Raw genomic sequence first — 21,565 nt, forward strand, 5'->3', positions numbered from 1 at the left:
ACCACCTGAGATTTTATCTTTCTTTTTGTCATATTTGCTGCCACTTCGAGTCAAACCGGGAAATAAAATGAGGATTTGATTAATAACCAAAAAATGGTATATTATTGAAATTACATTTTATCCAGTATTCTGACGTCAAGTTTCATTTAGAGCACGGACAAACAAGTTTATCCATGCCACCCTTAATTTTGAAATTCTAGACAGTAATTACTATATATAATTTTTTTATTTAGTCATGACGAACAAAACGTGTGTTTCTATCGTCCGCTGTGCTGATTACGACCGGGAAAAGGTCAATGCGGCCATTGACAAAACCTTCGACCATTTTGGTGGTATCCATAACATCGTAAAAAAGGGCTCTAAGGTATTGCTAAAGCCAAATTTCATAAAGGAGAGTGCACCTGAAGAATGTGTTGTAACCCATCCGGTAGTCATAGAAACAGTAGCCCAAAAGGTGCTGGAAATGGATGCAACACCAATTATTGGCGACAGTCCTGCCTTTGGCGCCGTATCGAAGATTGCCAGTCGCTTAGGTCTGAACAAATTTGCAGAAAAGCACGGCATAGAAATCATTGAACTCGATGTACCCCGCAGGGTAAAGGCAACATGTGGAACAAAATCATTTTCGCTCACAATTTCCGGCAAGGCGCTGGATGCAGATGCCATCATTAACCTTCCCAAGCTCAAGGCGCATGTACAATTGCTCTATACTGCAGCGGTGAAGAATATGTATGGATGTGTCAGTGGCAAGAGGAAGGCATGGCGACATTTTACATCAAATAATGATCGGGAATGGTATACAGAGATGTTGCTAGCCAATTATCATGCCGTAAAACCTACTTTCACAATCGTTGATGCTATCGTGTCTATGGAAAAACGTGGACCTTCCGGAGGAATACCAAGGCAGGTTTCCTTAATCCTCGGTGGCACCGATTGCATTGCTATAGACCGAATTGTTGCGGATGTTCTTGGCGTTCATCCTTCTCAAGTACCTCTCTTGCGAACGGCAAAGAAACACGGTACAGGAGAGCAAAACTTAGCTAAAATAGAAGTCTTGGGTGAATCACTATCCTCATCAAAGATGTCAGATTTTGAGCTTCCTAATCTGATACCAATAGGATTCGATACCATGCAAGTGGTCAGGAGCCTTTTTAAACATTTGTGGTTAAAACGTTTTAGCAACGTCATCTTGCTACTTTTAGCTTTATTTGTTTTATTACCGATGAATGCCTTTTCAGAAGCTAACAGAACAAAAAATTTTCCAGAACAGGTGGCCATTGATGATATTATTCATATTCCGACTGGCGAAAAGGTACAGTTTTCTCAGTTACATCATTTCTTTGATTGCGTCCGTGTCCTCTATGTTGGTGAGACCCATGCCAACAAGGCAGCGCATCAGGTTCAATTGAAAATACTCAAGGCTTGTTATGAAAATTTTGGAAATAATATAGCCATTGGCATGGAGATGTTTACAAGGCCATATCAACCTTTTTTAGACCAGTGGATTGCTGGAGAAATAGACGAGCAAAAATTCTTAGAAGAGACACAATGGGATAAAGAGTGGGGATACGATTATAGTCTGTACAAAGACATCCTGGACTTTGCATGTGAAAAGAAAATTCCCGTAATCGCATTAAACGCACCAAAAGAAGTGGTAAAAATGGTAAGTAAAAAAGGGCTAAAAGCCTTGAGTGAGGAAGAGAAAAAACAATTACCTGAAATTGACACAACTGATTTCTTTCATCGGGTCTATCTGGAGAGGGCCGTTCGGGAGCATATGGTTGACCGTTTAGCCGATTTAGAAAGATATAATGATGTACAATGCCTATGGGAGGAATACATGGCCCAGACGATTGCAGACTATCTGTCCTCCTGGGAAGGCAAAGACAAAACATTTCTCATATTTGCCGGAAACGGCCATATAATATACGACTTCGGCATTCCGAAGCGGGTGTTTCGACGCACTTTTTTACCGTATTACACACTGTATCCAGCCGAATTTCACGGAAGTAAACCGACAACCGAGCAAGACCTATTTTTGCAGGAAATTCCGTTAGAACCAGCCGATTTTGTATGGGTAATCCCCCCACCGGTAATGCAGGAAAAGAGGATACATTTGGGAGTTCAGATTCAAAGAACAAGCGACAATAAACTGGTTATACAAGAAATAACCCCAGAGAGTCCTGCTGAAAAGGCTGGATTCATGATGGGTGACATTATTCTTTCGATCGACGGGAAAATCGTGAAAAGTGTTATGGAACTGGTTCACTATCTTCAGACGAAGCAGTTTGGTGACACCTGCACTGTTGATATCGAACGAGGCGGGAAGAGGATTTCTTGTGAAGTTACCCTTTTTGAAATGGAACAGGAGTAATAATCCACCGCAGTGACGCAAAGGGCGCAAAAAAGTTGTAAAATTTAAGTTGAGCTTTCAACTGTCATCTTTCAACTTATTTAAAGCTTTGCGCTCCTGGCGCCTTTGCGGTAAACTATTAAAACTATGCAGACAAAACTATCAACACAATATAATCCTAAAGAAATCGAAGATAAGTGGTATCAATTTTGGGAGGAAAATGGGTTTTTTCATAGTGTACCAGACCCCTCAAAGGAACCTTACACCATTGTTATTCCACCTCCTAACGTAACGGGCGTGCTTCATATGGGGCATGCCTTGAATAATATTATCCAGGATATTTTAATTCGCTGGAGACGCATGCAGGGATACAATGCCCTTTGGATGCCTGGTACAGATCATGCCGGTATTGCCACCCAGAATGTGGTCGAAAGGGAACTGGCAACCAAACGTATTAAACGCGAGCATCTGGGACGAGAACGTTTTATAGAAGAAGTCTGGAAATGGAAGAACCAGTACGGATCAACCATCATCAAACAATTGAAAAAATTGGGGAGCTCTTGCGATTGGGTACGGGAAAGGTTCACCATGGATGAGGGACTTTCTGCTGCAGTAAAAGAAACTTTTGTGAGTCTCTATGAACGGGGATTAATTTACAAAGGAAAATACACCATTAACTGGTGCCCGCGATGCCGTACTGCCCTTGCCGACGACGAGGTTGAACATGAGGAACACGAAGGACACTTGTGGCACATAAAATACCCATTCAAGGACGCCCCCCATCTCTTTCTGGTGGTAGCCACAACCCGTCCCGAAACCTTGCTGGGAGACGTCGCAGTGGCCGTTAACCCAAAAGATGACCGTTACAAAGACATGATTGGTGAAATCCTTACCCTGCCCGTTATAGGACGTGAATTACCCATCCTTGCCGATGAATTTGTCGATCCATCCTTTGGGACTGGCGCTGTTAAGGTTACACCTGCTCATGATCCTAATGATTTTGAAATGGGCAAACGCCACAACCTAACCCCTATTGTTGTAATGCAGGAAAATGGGACTATGAATGAACTTGCAGGGGATTATGAGGGAATGGACCGATTTGAGTGCAGAGATGCCTTAATAGAAGAGTTAAAATTAAAGAAATTTATCGAAATGGTCACCCCTCACAAGCACTCAGTTGGACATTGTTATCGGTGTCATACCGTTATTGAGCCTTATATTTCAGACCAGTGGTTTGTCAGGATGCGCCCCCTTGCAGACGCCGCAATCAAAGCTTCCCAAAGAAAATCAGTAACCTTTTTCCCCGAACGTTGGGAAAAGATCTATTTGAGCTGGTTGGAAAATGTGCGTGATTGGTGTATTTCAAGGCAAATTTGGTGGGGGCACCGTATTCCCGCCTGGTATTGCCAGGACTGTGGTGCAATTACTGTAGCGCGCGATGTACCCACGAAGTGCTCGAAATGTAATAGTGTTATCCTGAAGCAGGACGATGACGTGCTCGATACATGGTTCAGTTCTGCCCTGTGGCCATTTTCTACAATGGGTTGGCCCAAGGAAACACCGGAGCTGCGATATTACTATCCGACATCGACCCTTGTTACCGATCGGGGAATCATCTATTTCTGGGTAGCACGGATGGTCATGATGGGGCTTGAAATAATGCGAAACGTCCCTTTCTCTAACGTCTATATCCACGGAACAATCCTCGACGAACAGGGCAGAAAAATGAGTAAATCACTGGGAAACGGCATCGATCCCCTCGTCATGATCGACCAATACGGTGCAGATGCAGTTCGATTTTCGATCATTGTCCTGACCACAGAAGGCCAGGACATAAAACTATCAGAGAGCAGGTTTGAAATGGGCCGTAACTTTACTAACAAATTGTGGAATGCGGCACGTTTTATCACAATGAATTTGGAGGAGGAACAGCCGAGAGAGATTGATCTTGAGCCGGCTGATTATCAATTTGAAGACAAGTGGATCCTCAGCCGATTAAACACAACGATTAAGACATGCACATGGTATCTGGGACAATTCAAATTTAATGATGCAGCCATGAAGGCCTATGATTTTACCTGGCATTCATTCTGCGATTGGTACTTGGAAATTGTAAAGGCACGACTGTATGAATCGGAGAGTCCCCGGGACAAAAAGGTTGCACAAACTATACTGGCAAAAGTGTTTAATCAGATATTGCATTTACTCCATCCCTTCGTACCTTTTATAACAGAGGAATTGTGGCAAAATTTAAAACATGTGATTTTAGAAAACAAAATCAACATCCAGGAAGATATGCATCGCGAGTGCCTTATGTGCGACGTCTGGCCTATGGAAGATAAACGATACGAAGATCAGATTTCCGAAGAGCACATGGTTATCCTGCAGGACGTTATTCGGGCCATTCGAAATATACGCAGCAAGATGAATATCAAGGAAAAACAGAAATTGGACGCCGTTATCTCTATCTCTGGGAATGGTGAATATGAGTTGGATAAACATTCTGGTTTACTCAAACGAATGGCCAATATTGAACACGTAGAAATCGGCAAAGACCTTGAAAAACCTGCTCATTCTGCCTGTGAAGTCATTGGAAGGATACAGGCCTTTGTACCACTTGCGGGAATTATTGATCCCATTGCAGAAAGGGAACGTCAATCAAAACACTTGAAACAACTTGAAGATTACTTAATAGTGGTACGGCGTAAACTGGAAAATAAAAATTTTGCTGCAAGGGCACCTGCCCATGTGGTAGCAATGGAACAAAATCGGGAAAAGGAATTGTTGGAACAAATATCTAAAATAAAGCTTATTTTGAATGACCTTGGATAAGGAATTATGAAAAGATTATATTGGATCTCTTTATTATGTGTAATTGTGTCATGTTTTATCTTGATTTCAATCCTCCATGCCGGGGCGTCTACCGCAAAGACACTGACGAAAAAATGTCCGATGTGCAATAAATTATTTTCAGAAGAAACAAAATTTTGCGGCGACGACGGGACCAAATTGATAGAACTTCCCGTAAAAATGGTATGCCCAGAGTGCAAAAAAGAAGGTACCCCAGGTGAAAAATTTTGTAAAGAGCACGGAAAAAAACTTGTTCCACTCGCAGAAATACCACCTACCCAGGATGCCGATACCTTAAAACAAAAGAAAGAACTCGCCAAGAAGTATTATAAAGAAGGCAATGATTATTGCGATGCCGAGTCATATGATTTAGCAATAGAGTCATATAAAAAGGCCGAAGAGGCATTCCCGGATTTTCCTGCACTGCATTACAACATGGGATGGCTTTACAGTAAACTAGGGAATGCCGAGCAGTCAATTCGTCATCTGCAAAAGTATATTGTTCTCGCCCCCGATGCCAGTGATATTACCGAAGTGCAAAGTTACGTCGTTGTTCTTAAAAATGCAGTAGAGAAACGCAAGCAAGTGATGGATGCCTTCAAAAACAGGGACGAGATCATGAAGAAGGCGCTCATTGAACAAAAACAAAAATACGGTAGTGTCCTTGTGCCGGAAGGTGAATTTATTATGGGTACAAACGACGCCAGAGAGGATGCCTATCCTGAACACAAGGTCTACCTTGATGCATTCGAAATAGACCGTTATGAGGTAACAAATGCACAATACTGGGAATTCCTGGAGTATATGAAAAAGACAAACGACCACAGCAAATGTTTTAAAGGAGAGCCCAGTGGGAAGGACCATACTCCCCGATTCTGGGATAATGAATACTATAATGTCCCAGACTACCCTGTTGTACGGATTGATTGGTATGATGCCTACGCTTACGCAGCCTGGGCAGGGAAACGGCTCCCCACAGAGGCAGAGTGGGAAAAGGCGGCGAGGGGACTTGACGGAAGAAAGTTCCCGTGGGGCAATGAATGGGACCCTGCACGATGCAATCTCAGCGGCGAGCCAAAACCTGTTGGTAGCGTTGAAAGCGGAAAAAGCGTTTATGGTTGCTATGATATAGCGGGTAGTGTTTATGAATGGTGCGCCGATTGGTATCTTGACACATATTATGCGGAATCCCCTCACAAAAATCCAAAAGGTCCGGACAATGGACTTCGGCGCGTTATACGCGGAGGTTCACGTTTTTCACAACCCTTCCAAGTACGAACAAATACAAGGAAATCAGAACAACCAAACTTATTTAATTTAGGGGTGGGTTTTCGATGTGCAAAGGATGTAAAAGAGAAATAATTCAAGCAGCAATTTTCCACTTTTTGTTTTAAAAATCGCAATATCATATTATAATATCTGTATTATTTTAATTTAACAATTATTATTTGAAAGGAGTGAATTCGTGAAACGTATCGGATATTTTGTGGGTGTTATTGGAATTGCATTTGTGTTGTCGACCTCTTACACGGTCAAGATGACGCATGCATCGAGTTGTTGTGGCACAAAAGAGGCCTCAGCTGCAGAAAAGTCAGAAACAAAGTGCGTGGTCTGCAGCAAGACCATTGAGAAGGATAAAGGCGTAAAGGTGGAATGTGAAGGAAAAACCGTTACATTATGCTGCAATGACTGTGCAGCCGCATTCAAAAAGGATCCTTGTAAATATTGTGATGATGAAAAATGTGAAAAACGTAAAGAACATCACCACGAAGAAGGTCACCATTAAGAGATAATTCACAATAACAAATTAATAAAAGGCATTCTTGCATCAGTAAAAATGCAAGAATGCCTTTTTTGTTTCTTAACCTACTCAGGCTGTCTCTAGTTTTGCTATCTTCGAATCAATTCCTTTATCTTGTCTTTCAGTTCTTTCAAATCTGAGGACTTAATAATATAAGCATCAGCCGCCCATGACATAAAATCGTCCTTGTAACTGCTATAAGCAGTATTAATAATAATAGGTATCTTCCTATGCTCATTTAAGATTTTTCCCATCGCCTCAATCCCGTTCATTTTAGGCATGTTAATATCCATTACAACCAGATCCGGCAATTGTTCCCTTACCTTTTTTATAGCCTCCAGGCCATCCTTCGCTGTAATAATGTTATACCCTTCTAATGACAGTTCTTGTTCGTAGAGCAAAAGTTGATTTTTATCGTCCTCTACCACGAGAATAGTTTTCATCATTCGCCCCCCCTTAAAAATTGCACTTGTCCTTTTTTTACCGGTAAGAAGACAGAAAAAGTTGTTCCCTCGTGTAATGAACTTTTCATTTTTATATAGCCTTCATGGTCTTCTACGATCTTGCGGGACACTGCCAATCCTACACCTGTCCCGTCTACCTTTGTTGTAAAAAAGGGTACAAAGATGTTCTGCATTGCCTCCGCCGTCATGCCCTCACCGGTATCAGTTATATTAATTTTTACGTATTCATTTTCCACCATAGTTTCTATTATCAGGGTGCCGCCATTGGTCATTGACTCCACTGCGTTTTTTATCAGATTTAAAAATACTTGTTTGATCTGGGTGGGGTCTATATTAATTTTCGGCATAATGGCATCGAATCTTTTTATCAACTGAATGCGGTTATTTTTGAAATACGGATCCATTAAGGAACATGTATTTTCTAATATTTCATTTATTTGAGAAGGCACTTTAACCGGTGTCTGTTCTATGGGTTTACTAAAATCCATAATATTCGCAAGGATTCTCTCTAATCGACCAACTTCTTCAACAATGATCTCTACATTTCGTTTTGTCTGTTTATTGTTAGTAATATCCCGCAAAATCGCCCTGGCAAACCCACCCACCGTCACCAATGGATTACGGATCTCATGCGCAATATATGCCGCCATGTTTCCTATAACCGCAAGCCGCTCTGAACGAATTAGTCTTTCCTGAGTTTCTTTGAGTTGTTGAATCTTTTCTTCAAGTTTTTTATAAGTTTCTGCATTTGAAATTGCCAATGCCGCACGGTTAGCAAAAATACTTAAAAGTTCGACCTGTTCCTCTGTTATTGGTTTGCGGCTGTAAACATTATCAGCACAAATTACCCCTATCGCTTCGTCCTTAACCACTAACGGAACACAAACAAATTCGTTCGCATTAATCATGCTTACAAACTTTTTATTACTATTTGGATTACGAAAGGCATCTCTTTCTAAAATAGGCTTTTTTGTTTTTATACACGAGACGATGATTTCTTTTTCATCTGCTAAAGAATAGGCCATCAGTCGTGTAATCATGTGCAACGGAGTATCCTCACGATAATGATCCTCCGATGCTTTAATAAGGTCTTCTAACTTCTCATACTTACTGGCTATTTCACCCCATATCTTATTTGCCTCTTCCCAACCGGAGGGACCAACGGCCATCTTACCATAGACAATACCCCGTTCCCTATCCACCAGAAAAAGCCTTGCACAATTAAATCCCAATGCAGTCCCGGCTGTAACGCAGGTTAAGATTAAGTGAAGCAACCGGTCAATCTGCAGCGTTCCCTGCATCAACTCTGCAAGTTTTCGCAATAAGGAAAGTCGATGTATCTTCTCTTCCTGCTCCGTGGTATCTATCGAGAACTTAAGTAACTGGATAATAGCACCATTCTCGTGCCTGATAGGTATAGAAATATTTTTGACATACCTTCTTTCTCCTTTTTCTGTAATTAACTGGATCTCACTAAACTGTTTTTTACCACTTGACAGCGCTTGAAGAACAGAACAATATTTCATCTCCTTGCATTCACATTTATACACCTCACGGCAATTTTTCCCTACTGGATCATCCCTTAAATTGAGCATTTTAGAAAGGGTCTTATTAGCCCAAACAATATTCAGATCTTTATCCATTATGGATAATCCAGCATCGAGCGCATCCACGAGGTTGTTTACAACATTGTCGAATTCATTTTTTAAAATGTGCGATAACACCATAATCCACTCTTCATATTTGATATGACTTATCTCGTATCTACAACTTTTTTATAAAGTGCTACATATTCCCTTGCGCTTCTTTCCCAGGACCAATCCTGTGCCATACCATTCTTCATAAGATTAGTCCATTGCTTCTTGTTCTTAAATAAATCCATTGCCCTCACAACAGTGGCTAATAATAAATCCGAGTCGTACTCTTTAAACGAGAATCCGTTAGCTCTACTACTGCTAATAGGATCCGTACGAACATCTGTAATTGTATCTGCAAGACCACCGGTACTTCGAACGATTGGAATGGTTCCGTATCTCAGGCTGTACAACTGATTCAGTCCGCATGGTTCAAATCGTGACGGCATTAATAACATATCTGACCCAGCCTCAATTTCATGTGCTGAACGTTCATCAAATGTCAATTTTACAGCCACTTTTGCAGGATATGTTTTTGCATAGTTCTGAAATAATTCCTGATACCGCTGATCACCAGTGCCCAACAAAACAAACTGGAGGTCAACCTTCATCAAATCCATGAATTTGTTCACAACTAAATCCAATCCTTTTTGGTCTGTCAGGCGGGTTATCATCCCGATAATAGGACAATCTCTTTCCGGCAATTTATATTTCCGTTGTAAAGCCCTTTTACAGAGTTGTTTTCCGTTCAGATTTTTCAATCCATAATTCGCAATGATAAATTTGTCAGTTTCCGTGTTCCATATGGAATAATCAATTCCATTGATGATTCCATAAAGGTCTTTTGCCCTTTCTCTCAGTACACCATCCAGACCTTCACCATATTCAGGAGTTTGAATCTCCTCAGCATATGTTTTGCTAACAGTAGTAATGAGATCACTGAAAACAATACCCCCTTTTAAAAAATTTAATTTCCCGTAAAATTCTAATTGTTTCCAATTAAAAAGGCTCCAATCCAACCCTGTCATGTTCATATCCCAATGCCAGAACAATCCCTGATATGCAAGGTTATGGATAGTTATAATTGTCTTTGTCTTTTTAAAACACGCTTTTCTTGCGTAGTTTGTCTTTAAATATACCGGAACAAGCCCCGTCTGCCAATCATTACAATGCACAATATCAGGACATATTTTGAGCTTTTCTATGGCTTCCAGTGCACCCTGAGCAAAAAAGATAAACCGCTCGCTATTATCATCAAAATCTTTTATGGTCCCTGGATAATTATACAAACCCTTTCGGGCAAAATATTGTTCATTGTCCAAAAAATAAATGGGTACTTGTGTATCTGGTAAAAATCCTTTATACACATATCCAGTCTTAGGCTTGTCACCGATCTTTACTTCAAACTGTATATCAGTTTTTGTTATAGGATATTGACATTCTTTTATAGTACCGTAAAGGGGCATAAATAACACAATTTCCACACCCAATTTTTGTAAACTTTTGGGAATCGCCCCGGCAATATCGGCCAGACCACCAGTTTTTGCAAAAGGCACTACTTCAGATGACAAATAGATAGTTTTCACGATTGCACTACCACTGCTTTCTTTTCTATATTTACGTTTCTAAGAAATTCAGCTGCATTTTCAGGTGTTACCGTATTTATATAAAAACCACTACCCCACTCAAAACCTGCAACCCTTGTTAGCCGTGGAATAATTTCAATATGCCAGTGATAATATTCTATTTCCCCAAAAACAAATGGCGTTGTATGGACAATATAATTATAAGGTGGAAACTCAAGTGATGTCTCGAGTTTGAGAAGAACCGCACGTAAAATCTGGGCCAATTCTTCGGTCTCCATCTTTTGCAAATTCTCGAAATGGGAGGAATGTATTTTTGACAAAATCCATGTCTCGAAAGGGAATCGCGATGCATACGGCGCAAAGGCAACAAAAGTATCACCTTCCAGCACGATCCGTGTCCCGGTAGATAACTCTTGTTGAACCATATCACAAAGTAAACAACGACCTCTGTATTTGTAAAATTCCTCGCACCCATTCATCTCGTGCATAACCGATATCGGCACAATAGGTGTAACAATTAATTGTGAATGGGAATGTTCCAGGGTAGCACCCGCGGCCGTCCCTACATTTTTAAAAAGTAATCCGTATATAAATCGTTTATCTTTTTTCAAATCCACGAGTCTATCCCTGTATGCCCACAACATCTCTTCCACTTGTTTATTATCAAGTTCTGTCAAAGAAGTGACATGCTTCGGGCTTTCAATAATCACTTCATGCGCGCCAATACCGTTCATCGAATCGTAGATTCCCTCACCATGCTTGTTTAAATTACCTTCAATTCTTAACGCGGGAAATTTATTTGGAACCACCCTTATTCGCCATCCTTTTGTATTGGATTGAGTGCCTCTTTCTCTATATGCCATAATCTCCGGCGGCGTCTTATCTTCATTTCCTTCACAAAAAGGGCAAAAACCACCTCTAAGAGACTGTGGTTCCGATTTAAAATCAGTTGGTCGCATAGCCCTTTCTGTAGCAATAATTATCCAACGACCAGAAACGGGGTCTTTTCGAAGCTCCGGCATGTTTTATCGTCCTCCATTGTCTTTTTGGAAAATAATCTTGTGGTCCCTGGCGTTACACCTGCCACATCATTCTTTCAAAATCTTTTGATGGTACAGAAAAATAAAACACCGTCCTAAGGGGCATCCTTTGTATAACTTCATCCTCTTTCACCAGTTCAATAAAAAATTCTACATCTATTCCTGGGAAAAGGCCTAAATCCGCAAAAGGACAGGATAATTCAATTATTTTATTCAAGGAGATACTATAAAAATCTTTCCTGTCGTAAGTATTTCTTTTATTTTTTATCCGAAATCTCAACGGTTTATCTGCAAAAAAAGATGTATAAATTTGCAATTCCTCGGGCTGGACAAAAGTTATTACCAGTCTTCCCCTATCTCTATATTGAGAAAACAAATTTTCGTTAAAATCTACCCTTATAAATAAAGTATCTATATCAAATCCAAAGAACCCCTCCTGAAGAGGTTGATCAGATGTTCTATGCATTGCGTCCATATCCTTGCTTGCACTGTACTTGCCTGCATCAAGCCATTCAAAATAATTGCTCACAAAACCATCCAGATTAACAGATAAAAACCTTTTTGGATATGAATAGGGTTTTCTATAATCCATCCTCGAAATAGGCACATCTAATATCCTTGGTACATCAACATTGAATAATTTATATACGTTTTTAAGATGCAATCTAAACAAGCTGTCAAATTCATCTTTATAATGGGTAAAATGATCGTCACCGAACCACCAAAACCAATCGCTGCCTTCCGCTATGAATATTTCTTCCCAAGCCTTACTCATAATATTATCCGAAGATAAAAGGTCTTTCCTTCCTGCCTGGTTTACAACAAAAGAGCGTGTATCTTCTAACAAATCCCATGCTGTATTCTTTTCTTCGTGTCCAATCCATGTTGCCAGGTTATGCCCAATCCACGAACCGGGGCAAATATGCTGCAATACTTGCCCCGGAGGATGCTCTTCCAAATAATCCCGAATACGGACACATTCCAAATCGCCATCGTCACTAATTACACGATACAGTTTCCGTAAGAAATCTATACCGCTGTCAGGATAATGCTCCCAGGCATTCTCTCCATCTAATATGATTGTTACGAGGAGGGGTTTCCCATTGTTGTTATATTTCTTCAGGCTATTAATCCTATTTATGAAATCAGATACCGCAGAGTCGGGATGATACTTCGAATACTGAAATCCAATTAAATCTGAAAGAGCGTGATCACGAAACACCATATTAATGGTGTTATCTTTTATATTGATCTGATAAGGTTTATATAATAACTCAGGCGCAACAACATCTCCGTACCTGTCTCTCAATACTTTATTACCAAGGGAACAAGCCAGTATCTCTTCGTCGGATGCTAACCAATGAAACCCTGCTTGGGTCACTATCGGAATAATATCATCACTAACAGCACCCTCCGAAGGCCACATACCATGAGGTTTTTGCTCAAAATATTTTTCGTAGGTTTGAACAGCTCTTTCTACCTGTATTTTTGCATCTTCGGTTGCCAACAATCTTTTTTTTGGTAAGGACAGTTTAGGTAAAATAACTTTTGCGGCTTCTTGATTACACAATAAAGGTAAAATGGGATGGTAATAGGGAGAGACGGTAACTTCTATTTGCTTCAAATCTTGCAATCGTTTATGAAGTGGAATAATTTGTCTTATTACATCAGTTTGTTTTGATAGTACTATCTCCTTATCTTCTTTTGTAAACCCTTTGCCTTTTTTTATTAATTCTGATAACAGATGGTCTCTTTGAATTACTAATGGAGTATACCACGTGAGGTTTGCCCAAACCTGCAAATCTTGAAAATCCTCGTTAGAAAAAATCTTGACCACCTCTCGTGCCAATTTCTTTCTAAAATTCCTCTTTTTTAATAATTCTTTATACCTCGGATAAATATCAATCATGTTTTGATGATTCGCAGAGAAAAAATTATCCAATATGTAAAGTTTATTTTCCTGGGTTAAATCCTCAGCAGGTATTTTTGTTAATTTCCAAAACTGATCACTGGCGCGATTCTCCCCATAATCCTTAAGTTGCTCAAGCAGGCATGGCGCATAATTAAACGTTTGGCGTATTCTGGGAAAATCTTCCAGTAATAACGCCATACCGATATAGTCTTTTATTCCATGCAGCCGCACCCATGGCATCGAGTACTCACCCGTTACATTGTCTTTATAATAAGGTTGGTGCTGATGCCAATAGAATGCAATTTTGATCATTATTATTCAAGTGTTTTAAGAAGCTTCTTTGGTGTTTCTTTCGGATGTTCAATCTTTTTCCAATATTCCGCAAATTGAAATTTTGGACTGTGTTCACTATTATGACAAATCACACAATTGCTTTCACCTGTTGTACCATAGTCATTCTTTACACTTTTTATATGTTTACTTCCAGCACCATGACAGCTTTCGCAACCCACATCTATTAAGTTTCGATTTTTTTGGTAATTCAAAAATCCTGAAACATCCCCGTAGCCGGTTGTATGACACTTAATACATTCCGGGTCATATTGATGACCAACACCAATCAGGGTATTATATGAAGCACCGTGTGTTGTTTTGTACCAGTGATCGTATATTACTTTATGGCATACTCCACAGGCAAAACTGCCCACATAGAATAACCCCTCTGGGAGGGGCGCCTGAGGGGTCTTGCTTAATAAATCTTCATCCACAAGTTGTTGCTGGTATTCCTTCAATAATGAAATCATTTCTTTTGAATCTTTGTAAGTATGGTCCAATGGAACAACCTCAACGGACTTTCTTTCAACAACATTTTTATTTATTGAATAGTGCGCAACACCAATGTACTTTCCACCCATCCCGGGAGAAACAACTGGTGTGTTATTAATATATATTGCATCCTCTGGTTCATCGCTATTGTGCCCACTTATAATTAATCCTATTTCTGGAAAGAATTTTGCAATCTCGACGGACTCTTCCAGTGATGAATGCGAAAGTAATACTAAGAGATCTACCTTACCATGCAACTGTTTAACCAGAGGGCTTAGTGCTTTTACTGGCTCAGATACATTCACATAATCCAACGCATGCGCACTAAAAAGGGATTTGGAAAGAATACCGAAAAAGGCAATTTTAAAAGAATGCCCAGAATAAAAACGTTCTTTTATGACATATTGACTGATTTTTATTGGAAATGGACTAACAATTTTTACGTTGCTTGAAAGGAAATTTACTTTATTCGTTTGGGATAAAAAGCTGAGTATTTGTGGACCAAATCCAATATCCTTTTCACCAAGATTATGTAACACATACCCCATTTCTCCCATTGCACGGCATAGAGTTTCCAGTTTAATCTCATCCTGTCTACTGTAACCCCTGGAAAGATCGCCTAAACTTACCGGTAAAACAATGTTCCCTTGTTTCCGAAAGAAATCTATAAACGAATGCCTTCTGGAAATTCCCCCAAGTTGACCCTCATAGCAACCGCATGGTTCAAGATTTCCCAACTCCTCTCCGGAAAAAATTATCGATATTTTCTCAGGAAAAGCATAAATCGTACTAGATAGAAAAACAATAAAAAAAGCAAAGAGATACCCTAGATGCTTCCTCATAATGAAAGGATACTTAATTACCCTCTTACTTCCCCACTGATAGGAATAGTAATAACTGGTTGAATAGCACTGTTTGTGTATATTCTTAAACTACCCGTAATTTTCCCAGCCAGTATATCTTTGCCCAGCTTAATGTCTATTTTCTTACTACTATCATTTAAATCAGACACTGCATAATTTATTATACTTGGATCAGCCTCAATCTTTTCTATTTTCACATCTTTATTCACGAAATTCACTATAACCGATCTGTTTGGGTCTTGATTTTTTTTAATATTACCAAAAGATACCATTTCCGGATAAAAAGTAACATCCCCAATAACTTCTCCGGAAAATGGGATATCTATCCTTTCCTGTCTGTTGCTGCTTGTATAGAGAAACACAATTCCATTAAATTTGCCAATGAAATCGTATTTTTCAATAGAAACCTGATAACTATAGACATCGTCATCCGTTGTTTTATTTTGTGTAATCGTAATATAAGGATTAGGTGACTCTACTTTCTTTACTTCAATTTTCAACTCAGGCGTTGTTTTTATCTCTACATTCCTGGTACAAGAATCACCTTTTCTTATAATACCGAAATTAATTTGTTTTGGATTAACGCGAACCTCTTCAATTATTTCTCCGGTAATAGTTAATTTATATGCTGGATTTTCAGGATCGTTTGAGTTCACTGTAACTGATTTCGTTACTCTGCCAATAAAACGGCCTGGATTAAATTTAATCTGTACCTCGCCTTCTTCACCTTTAAGTAGGTTACTCTTTGAAACCAAAGCAGCTGTACACCCACAAGATGATTTGACGCTGGTTATAATTAATTCACCAGATCCATGATTTTTAAATATGAATCCGTGTTTCACAATCTCACCAATATAAATTTTGCCAAAATCATACAATTTCTCTTCAAAAACTATTTTAGGTTTTTCCAAAATTTTTTCAGTATGAGTATTTTCATTGTCTCTCGTGTCTGCTATTAAGACATTACAGCATGTTATAAAAATGAACAACAGTTGTACCATGATTAAACACACTTTCATTTCTTTCATAGCAAATGTATCTCCTATTAATTTACATGTAGTACTTCTTGAATTTATCAGGCGAACAACACATATTCCTGCAGCATTTCCACGCGTTCTCATAATATCAAGATCAATAAAATCAACTTAACGATTTTTATACTACAATAGTTTATACCTTCAATCAACAAAAATCAATCCAAGCGATTTTTGAGAAATTAGCGCCTCTTTTTGATCACTTTTTCCTTTTTTGACACCTCTGCAAAGTTAAAAACACGAAGAGCTGGGAGGAGGGGAGAAACCCGCCTAACCCAGCTCTTCAGTTGTCTTACTTCCGGTTCCCGGCCTTCATGAAGACAAGCTCAGGGATTTCCTTCAGGCATTATCTTGCCAGATAGCCAGGGTAAAAATCAGGACCCTGGATGTTATCCCACTGCGCCCCGATGTCTATCCACTCGACAAACAAATACCTCTCATCCTGCGTGAGGAATTTGTCGTGCATTACCCTTCCTTCAATCGGGAATACATTCTCTCTCGGCGCAAACTGACTCAAAGCCTCTTCATACAGCCTCCAGATCAACAAGCTGTTGATGGCTGATGATGGATGAACATACTTGCCGCCAAGGTTGGGATCCTTACCCCTCTGTGGTTCAAGCAAACTATTGTATGAACGGCTGAATGCTGCAACACCATCAACACTCGCCAGCTCTCCACCACCACTCAAGTCCGGAGGATTGTTCGCATTGTGACAACCCGAACACTTTGCATCGATGATCGGCTGAATATCCCTGCGGAAATCCACCGTCCTCCTCTTCTCATCTGTTAGACCTTCCACTGGCTGTGATGTCGTACCTGATGGTCCTCCATAGTACACGTCCGATGGCACCACCACATCCTCACCATGTTTTACCCCCTGATAGTTACCATTCTTATCAAGCTTCAGGTATGCAAATGCAAATGGTGAATCATAGTGACTCCTGTCATCATACCACCAGTTGTACAACGCCTTCGTGTGCTGGTTCTGGAATGCCCTGCCCCTGTAGGAACCATCATGACATCCACTGCAAATCCTGCCATGATATGGCCTCAGATATGCCCATGATAACCCGCTCTGCACTGCCATCCCCTTGTCATCCAATATCTGAATGTAATAAGGGGTGTCTGCCGTCTGTGACGTAACCACCGACCCGTCATCCTCTACATACTGATACCCGATTATCCTTCTCTGCTGGAATGCAGTCCCTGAGTTGCTGCTTGACCTCTCTCCACCCAAAAGGTGGCTTCCAACTCCAGCCTTGAACCTGCTTGCCTCAGGCTCCACACACTGCACACCCTGTACTATCCTCACTGCCTTCACATCGCCCGGCTTCATTACCTTCGCCCTCTCGGATGGATACGGGCCAACCTTCGTGTCTGTCAGTGTCGTGTCAAAACAAATCCATGTGCCCCAGGAATGTGGATATCCCTCCACCTTCACCTGGTCAAATGGCTGATACGTCACTGTCGTTACACCAAAGTTCTTCCCTGCGGTAAAGGTATTGATCCACCTTGGCTTGTACTTAATATACACAGGCGCTGGTTGATGATCGTTCCACTCCGGATCATTGTATACTAATTCCCCTGCCTTGCCATTCTTGCAGTCAAACCAATAGATTCCAAAATCACCTCTCTCTGCATAGGACACCAACATCCTGTCATCTGGAAGTGGGTATGGGCTCCTGTACAATCCACCATCATCCTTCGTCAGCCTCTCGTAGGTCTTGTTATAGGGAGCATCCCAACTGACTGCTGCCAATTGACCAACACCCCAGTTCATATAGGGTGACTCTACATATACCAGCTTTCTGTCTCCAAAGGTGATCTTGGCCTGAGATCTGCCACATGCGCCACCAATCTCATCCGGGCAGTTACCATAAATCGCCCTTGGATACGCGCCATCCCAGTTGTCTACTTCCAGCAACACCCTGCCTTTGCCTTCTGCCCTGCTACCATTGGCCTGGACGCTGGAAAACAGGATGTTTCCATCCGGCGTAAGCGCAGGATCATAGTTTGAACTCACGTTGTAAGTGATCTGATCTATCGAAGTATTCAGATGAGGAAACTCTATACCAGACAGCACGTGACCGGTAATTCTCTCTGTCACATGGCCTCCCTGCGTATCCAACCTGAAAAGATTATACGCATACGGATTATGGAACTCGTCCCTCACGCCATCCGGAGAACCTGCGAAGATGATGAACCCCGTCTTCTCTACCGTGCCCCTCTCCTTCCAGTCTCCTTCAAAATACCTGTCTCTCCATATCACGCGACCCTGACCCTCTTCAATACTACCTGCCGCATAATAGATCGGGCTACGACAAGTACCTTTATAATCAGTCATCTGCCTTATCCCGCTGCCATCTACATTCATCTCCCATATCTGACATCCGCCGCCCTTCTTGTGGATCCCGGCAAACGCAAACTTCTTACCATCCCAGTACGTGCAGGGATCAAAAGCTGACGCAAAATCATTGGTCAATACCTTCAATTCCTTTGTCTTTAAATTGTAGCTTACAATCCGGCTGCCCTCTGACACATAGTGCGGATAGTTCTGATACGGATCACCCTTTGCCGTCCTGGGTGACTGGGTAAACAATATCACGTCCACAGGACCCTGTACCTCTTTCGACATCCCGCTATAATCCGTCCATAAGGCCTTTCCCTGCTTCGAACCACCCGTCATTACCTGATTCGATGCAAAGATATCCCCACAGACCAACGCACCGACTACCAACGCCGATGCCATTACCCCTCCTATTATCCTCTTACTCATCTGTTGGCCTTCTCCTTTCACTTTCTTAAAATATTCCACTTGAACCAATTACTTTCTCTTCCAATACTTCCACTACTTATAGCGCCTTCAGGAACTCCACCAAATCCTGCAAATCCTGAGCGCTCAGGTGTGACGTCCTTCCATGCATGTCCTTATCATTTACCGTGTTGTTGATCGTATCAATCAACGTCCTGGCGCTCCCGTCATGGAAATACGTGCCTGATGCATAGATGTCCCTTAGCGTCGGAGTATCAAATTCCTTTACCAGGTCCAACCCAATGATCGGCGTATCGCTCTCCTCTCCATAGGGATCCTCACCGGCATTCAATGCCTGCATGTTAAATACCTTACCCGGCGTTGACCTGAAACCCTTCACTCCTACACGACCGGTTCCCACATCATGGGTCTGTGCATCGCTAAACAAGGCTTTCGGATCCATTGCATCCCCCGGATGACACTCTGCACATCCCACAGCAGGGTCGTTAAATAACTTCTCACCCCTCTTTGCCGCCTCTGTCAAACTGCCATCCGCATTCCTGAACGGACTTCCCGTAAACTCCAATGCCCTGATGTAACAAATCAAAGATTCTAACCTCTCCGGCGAAAAGTTCTCGCTCCTGAACACAAACCCAGGGTCTCTTCCACACACCCTGTCCAGAGAACTTGTTGCACCTACGATTTCATCCGGATGACCCGTAAACCCTTCATGCCTGAACGGAGGCAAATACCTTCCGCCACGGATATACTTCACGTTCTTCCAGCTTCCCCATCCTTCATCTCCAAGGTCCCAGATCAAACCCGTCGTCTGTCCCCTCTCATAATGGCAGCTGGCGCATGCATACTCACCCTGCAACCCCCATGATGCATCATTGAATATGAACTGCCCGTACCTCACCAGCTCACTCTTGAATGGTGAGTGTTTTACCCGATAATGCACCTCAGGCACCGTCAATGGCTCACCCCTGGGAAGAGGCTCCCACTCCGGCCCCGTCTGGATCGTTGCTACTACCTGCGGCGTACCCGCCATCAACTCTCCAGTTGTCATCACCCCTGCTATACCAAGGGCCGCAATTAAACCAATCTTTAGACTACTCTTCATCTTTCTCTATCCTCCTATAATCGAGATATACTCCAATGTTACAAACATGCTCAATTCCTGTCCTGCTTCTCTCAACGACCTTCCCCTATTAATCCACTGGCGTCCTTATCACCGTCACATTGTTGGAAAAATAGTTGGCTGCGTAGCAGAGCTTCCCGTCCGGCGACAAGCATACCGAGCTAGGCCCTAGCCCCGTTGGCACCCTGGCCACGAGATAATCCCTCACCAATCCAAGGTCATCCCTCATATAATCAAGCTCAGCCTGGGAATTTCCCCTCACGATATTCAATAACTTGCCCATATCCAATATCGTTACGCGGTGCATCCCCCTTACCCCAATGTACAAATACCGGCCCTTCGGATCCATCGCCAACCCATAAGGATTCCCGTCATAGTTGTTGAGCTCGTCCAGCGGCATCCTCGCTACCTTCCCGCCTGGCTTGGTCTCTAACACCGCTATGTTGTTCGTAAATACCTCGCCATTCTCCGCCTCGCATACCGGTAACCAGTTCTTCGGCGTCTCATAGGTCACCACCACATACTGACCATCCGGCGTGTACACAATGTCCCTCAGGTTGGAACTCTCCCTGATAACCCTCTTCTCCGTCACCTTCCCCGTCGCAAGATCAATAAAGTTTACACTCCTGTTGATGGAACCACACGTGTCATTCACCACTGCTATCGTCTTCCCGTCCGGCGATATATCCAACGTCCTTGGACCGTAATCACTCGTGTAGATCGACCTGATCTTCTCCATCCTCCCTGTATCAATCACATCGATCGTGTTCCACAAGTTCCCAGAACATGCAACATACGCGGTCTTCCCATCCTTGGAAATCTTGATCCCGCTTGGCCAGTCTCCTACCTTGATCTCCTTTATCGCCTGCTTCCTCGCTATATCTATCACCGACACACTGTCACTCTCGGCATTGCATACATACAAAAATGCATTATCAGGCGTGGGCGCCGCTGCCTCCGGCTGCACCTGCACTGCCACCTCACCTACCACCTTCTGTGTCTTCGCATCCACAAACGTCACACTGTGACCAGACTGATTGCAAATGTACAACATCCCTCCATCCGGCGATGTCGTAACAAAAAACGGCGATGGCATGTCCGTCTTCACATGCGTCCCCTGGATAAATCCAGCATTCGCTACCCCTCCTCCCACCATCACCGCCCCCAATACCAACGCTCCTATCCATCCTCTCTCTTTCATCGCTCTTCCTTCCCTCCTAAATCTTCTACTTATCTTAAGGAATTATAGACATGAAACACTTTTACAATACCACATTTTATACCAATTCGGTTTACCGACTTACTGCTCA

14 protein-coding genes are annotated in these 21,565 nt (G+C 41.9%); 4 read left to right on the top strand and 10 right to left on the bottom strand.

The window, feature by feature from the left end; all coding sequences use genetic code 11:
• The first annotated feature begins 235 nt into the window (after window positions 1-235).
• The 4 genes from BROSI_RS03025 to BROSI_RS03040 all read left to right on the top strand — a co-directional run bounded on the left by BROSI_RS03025 (window position 236) and on the right by BROSI_RS03040 (window position 6,989).
• A complete protein-coding gene (locus tag BROSI_RS03025) occupies window positions 236-2,374 on the top strand; it encodes a ChaN family lipoprotein (protein WP_052562242.1) in 2,139 nt (712 codons plus the stop codon).
• A 126-nt stretch (window positions 2,375-2,500) separates the two neighbouring features.
• Window positions 2,501-5,185, top strand: a complete 2,685-nt coding sequence (locus tag BROSI_RS03030; protein ID WP_052562244.1) for a valine--tRNA ligase — start codon at window positions 2,501-2,503, stop codon at window positions 5,183-5,185.
• A 6-nt stretch (window positions 5,186-5,191) separates the two neighbouring features.
• Window positions 5,192-6,565, top strand: coding sequence for an SUMF1/EgtB/PvdO family nonheme iron enzyme (locus BROSI_RS03035; protein ID WP_052562245.1), 1,374 nt, complete (start codon window positions 5,192-5,194; stop codon window positions 6,563-6,565).
• Window positions 6,566-6,668: 103 nt separating this feature from the next.
• Window positions 6,669-6,989, top strand: coding sequence for a hypothetical protein (locus BROSI_RS03040; RefSeq protein ID WP_052562246.1), 321 nt, complete (start codon window positions 6,669-6,671; stop codon window positions 6,987-6,989).
• Window positions 6,990-7,093: 104 nt separating this feature from the next.
• Here the strand turns inward: BROSI_RS03040 and BROSI_RS03045 are convergent, their stop codons facing one another.
• The 10 genes from BROSI_RS03045 to hzsB form a co-directional block, all read right to left on the bottom strand.
• Window positions 7,094-7,450 (bottom strand): response regulator, encoded by a 357-nt coding sequence (locus BROSI_RS03045; protein ID WP_230400630.1) that lies wholly within the window; start codon window positions 7,448-7,450, stop codon window positions 7,094-7,096.
• On the bottom strand, window positions 7,447-9,195 hold the full coding sequence (locus BROSI_RS03050) for a PAS domain-containing sensor histidine kinase (RefSeq protein ID WP_052562248.1): 1,749 nt from the start codon (window positions 9,193-9,195) through the stop codon (window positions 7,447-7,449). The genes BROSI_RS03045 and BROSI_RS03050 overlap by 4 nt, the downstream gene beginning before the upstream one ends.
• A gap of 26 nt (window positions 9,196-9,221) precedes the next feature.
• Window positions 9,222-10,688: a glycogen synthase GlgA gene (gene glgA, locus BROSI_RS03055; protein WP_052562249.1), complete on the bottom strand. Its 1,467-nt coding sequence runs from the start codon at window positions 10,686-10,688 to the stop codon at window positions 9,222-9,224.
• Window positions 10,685-11,710 (bottom strand): galactose-1-phosphate uridylyltransferase, encoded by a 1,026-nt coding sequence (gene galT / locus BROSI_RS03060; RefSeq protein WP_052562251.1) that lies wholly within the window; start codon window positions 11,708-11,710, stop codon window positions 10,685-10,687. The genes glgA and galT overlap by 4 nt, the downstream gene beginning before the upstream one ends.
• A gap of 52 nt (window positions 11,711-11,762) precedes the next feature.
• Window positions 11,763-13,952: a glycoside hydrolase family 57 protein gene (locus BROSI_RS03065; RefSeq protein ID WP_052562254.1), complete on the bottom strand. Its 2,190-nt coding sequence runs from the start codon at window positions 13,950-13,952 to the stop codon at window positions 11,763-11,765.
• Window positions 13,953-13,954: 2 nt separating this feature from the next.
• Window positions 13,955-15,202, bottom strand: coding sequence for a multiheme c-type cytochrome (locus BROSI_RS03070; RefSeq protein WP_157842344.1), 1,248 nt, complete (start codon window positions 15,200-15,202; stop codon window positions 13,955-13,957).
• Window positions 15,203-15,324: 122 nt separating this feature from the next.
• On the bottom strand, window positions 15,325-16,356 hold the full coding sequence (locus BROSI_RS03075; RefSeq protein ID WP_052562259.1) for a DUF1573 domain-containing protein: 1,032 nt from the start codon (window positions 16,354-16,356) through the stop codon (window positions 15,325-15,327).
• A 352-nt stretch (window positions 16,357-16,708) separates the two neighbouring features.
• Window positions 16,709-19,138 (bottom strand): hydrazine synthase subunit alpha, encoded by a 2,430-nt coding sequence (hzsA, locus tag BROSI_RS03080; RefSeq protein WP_052562261.1) that lies wholly within the window; start codon window positions 19,136-19,138, stop codon window positions 16,709-16,711.
• A gap of 76 nt (window positions 19,139-19,214) precedes the next feature.
• The gene (gene hzsC, locus BROSI_RS03085; RefSeq protein ID WP_052562265.1) at window positions 19,215-20,237 is read right to left on the bottom strand and encodes a hydrazine synthase subunit gamma; all 1,023 of its coding nucleotides are present in this window, start codon (window positions 20,235-20,237) and stop codon (window positions 19,215-19,217) included.
• Between the two features lie 88 nt (window positions 20,238-20,325).
• Window positions 20,326-21,456 (bottom strand): hydrazine synthase subunit beta, encoded by a 1,131-nt coding sequence (hzsB, locus tag BROSI_RS03090; protein ID WP_052562267.1) that lies wholly within the window; start codon window positions 21,454-21,456, stop codon window positions 20,326-20,328.
• Window positions 21,457-21,565 lie beyond the last annotated feature (109 nt).

It is taken from the genome of Candidatus Brocadia sinica JPN1, from assembly GCF_000949635.1.
GTDB classification, from domain to species: Bacteria; Planctomycetota; Brocadiia; order Brocadiales; family Brocadiaceae; genus Brocadia; species Brocadia sinica.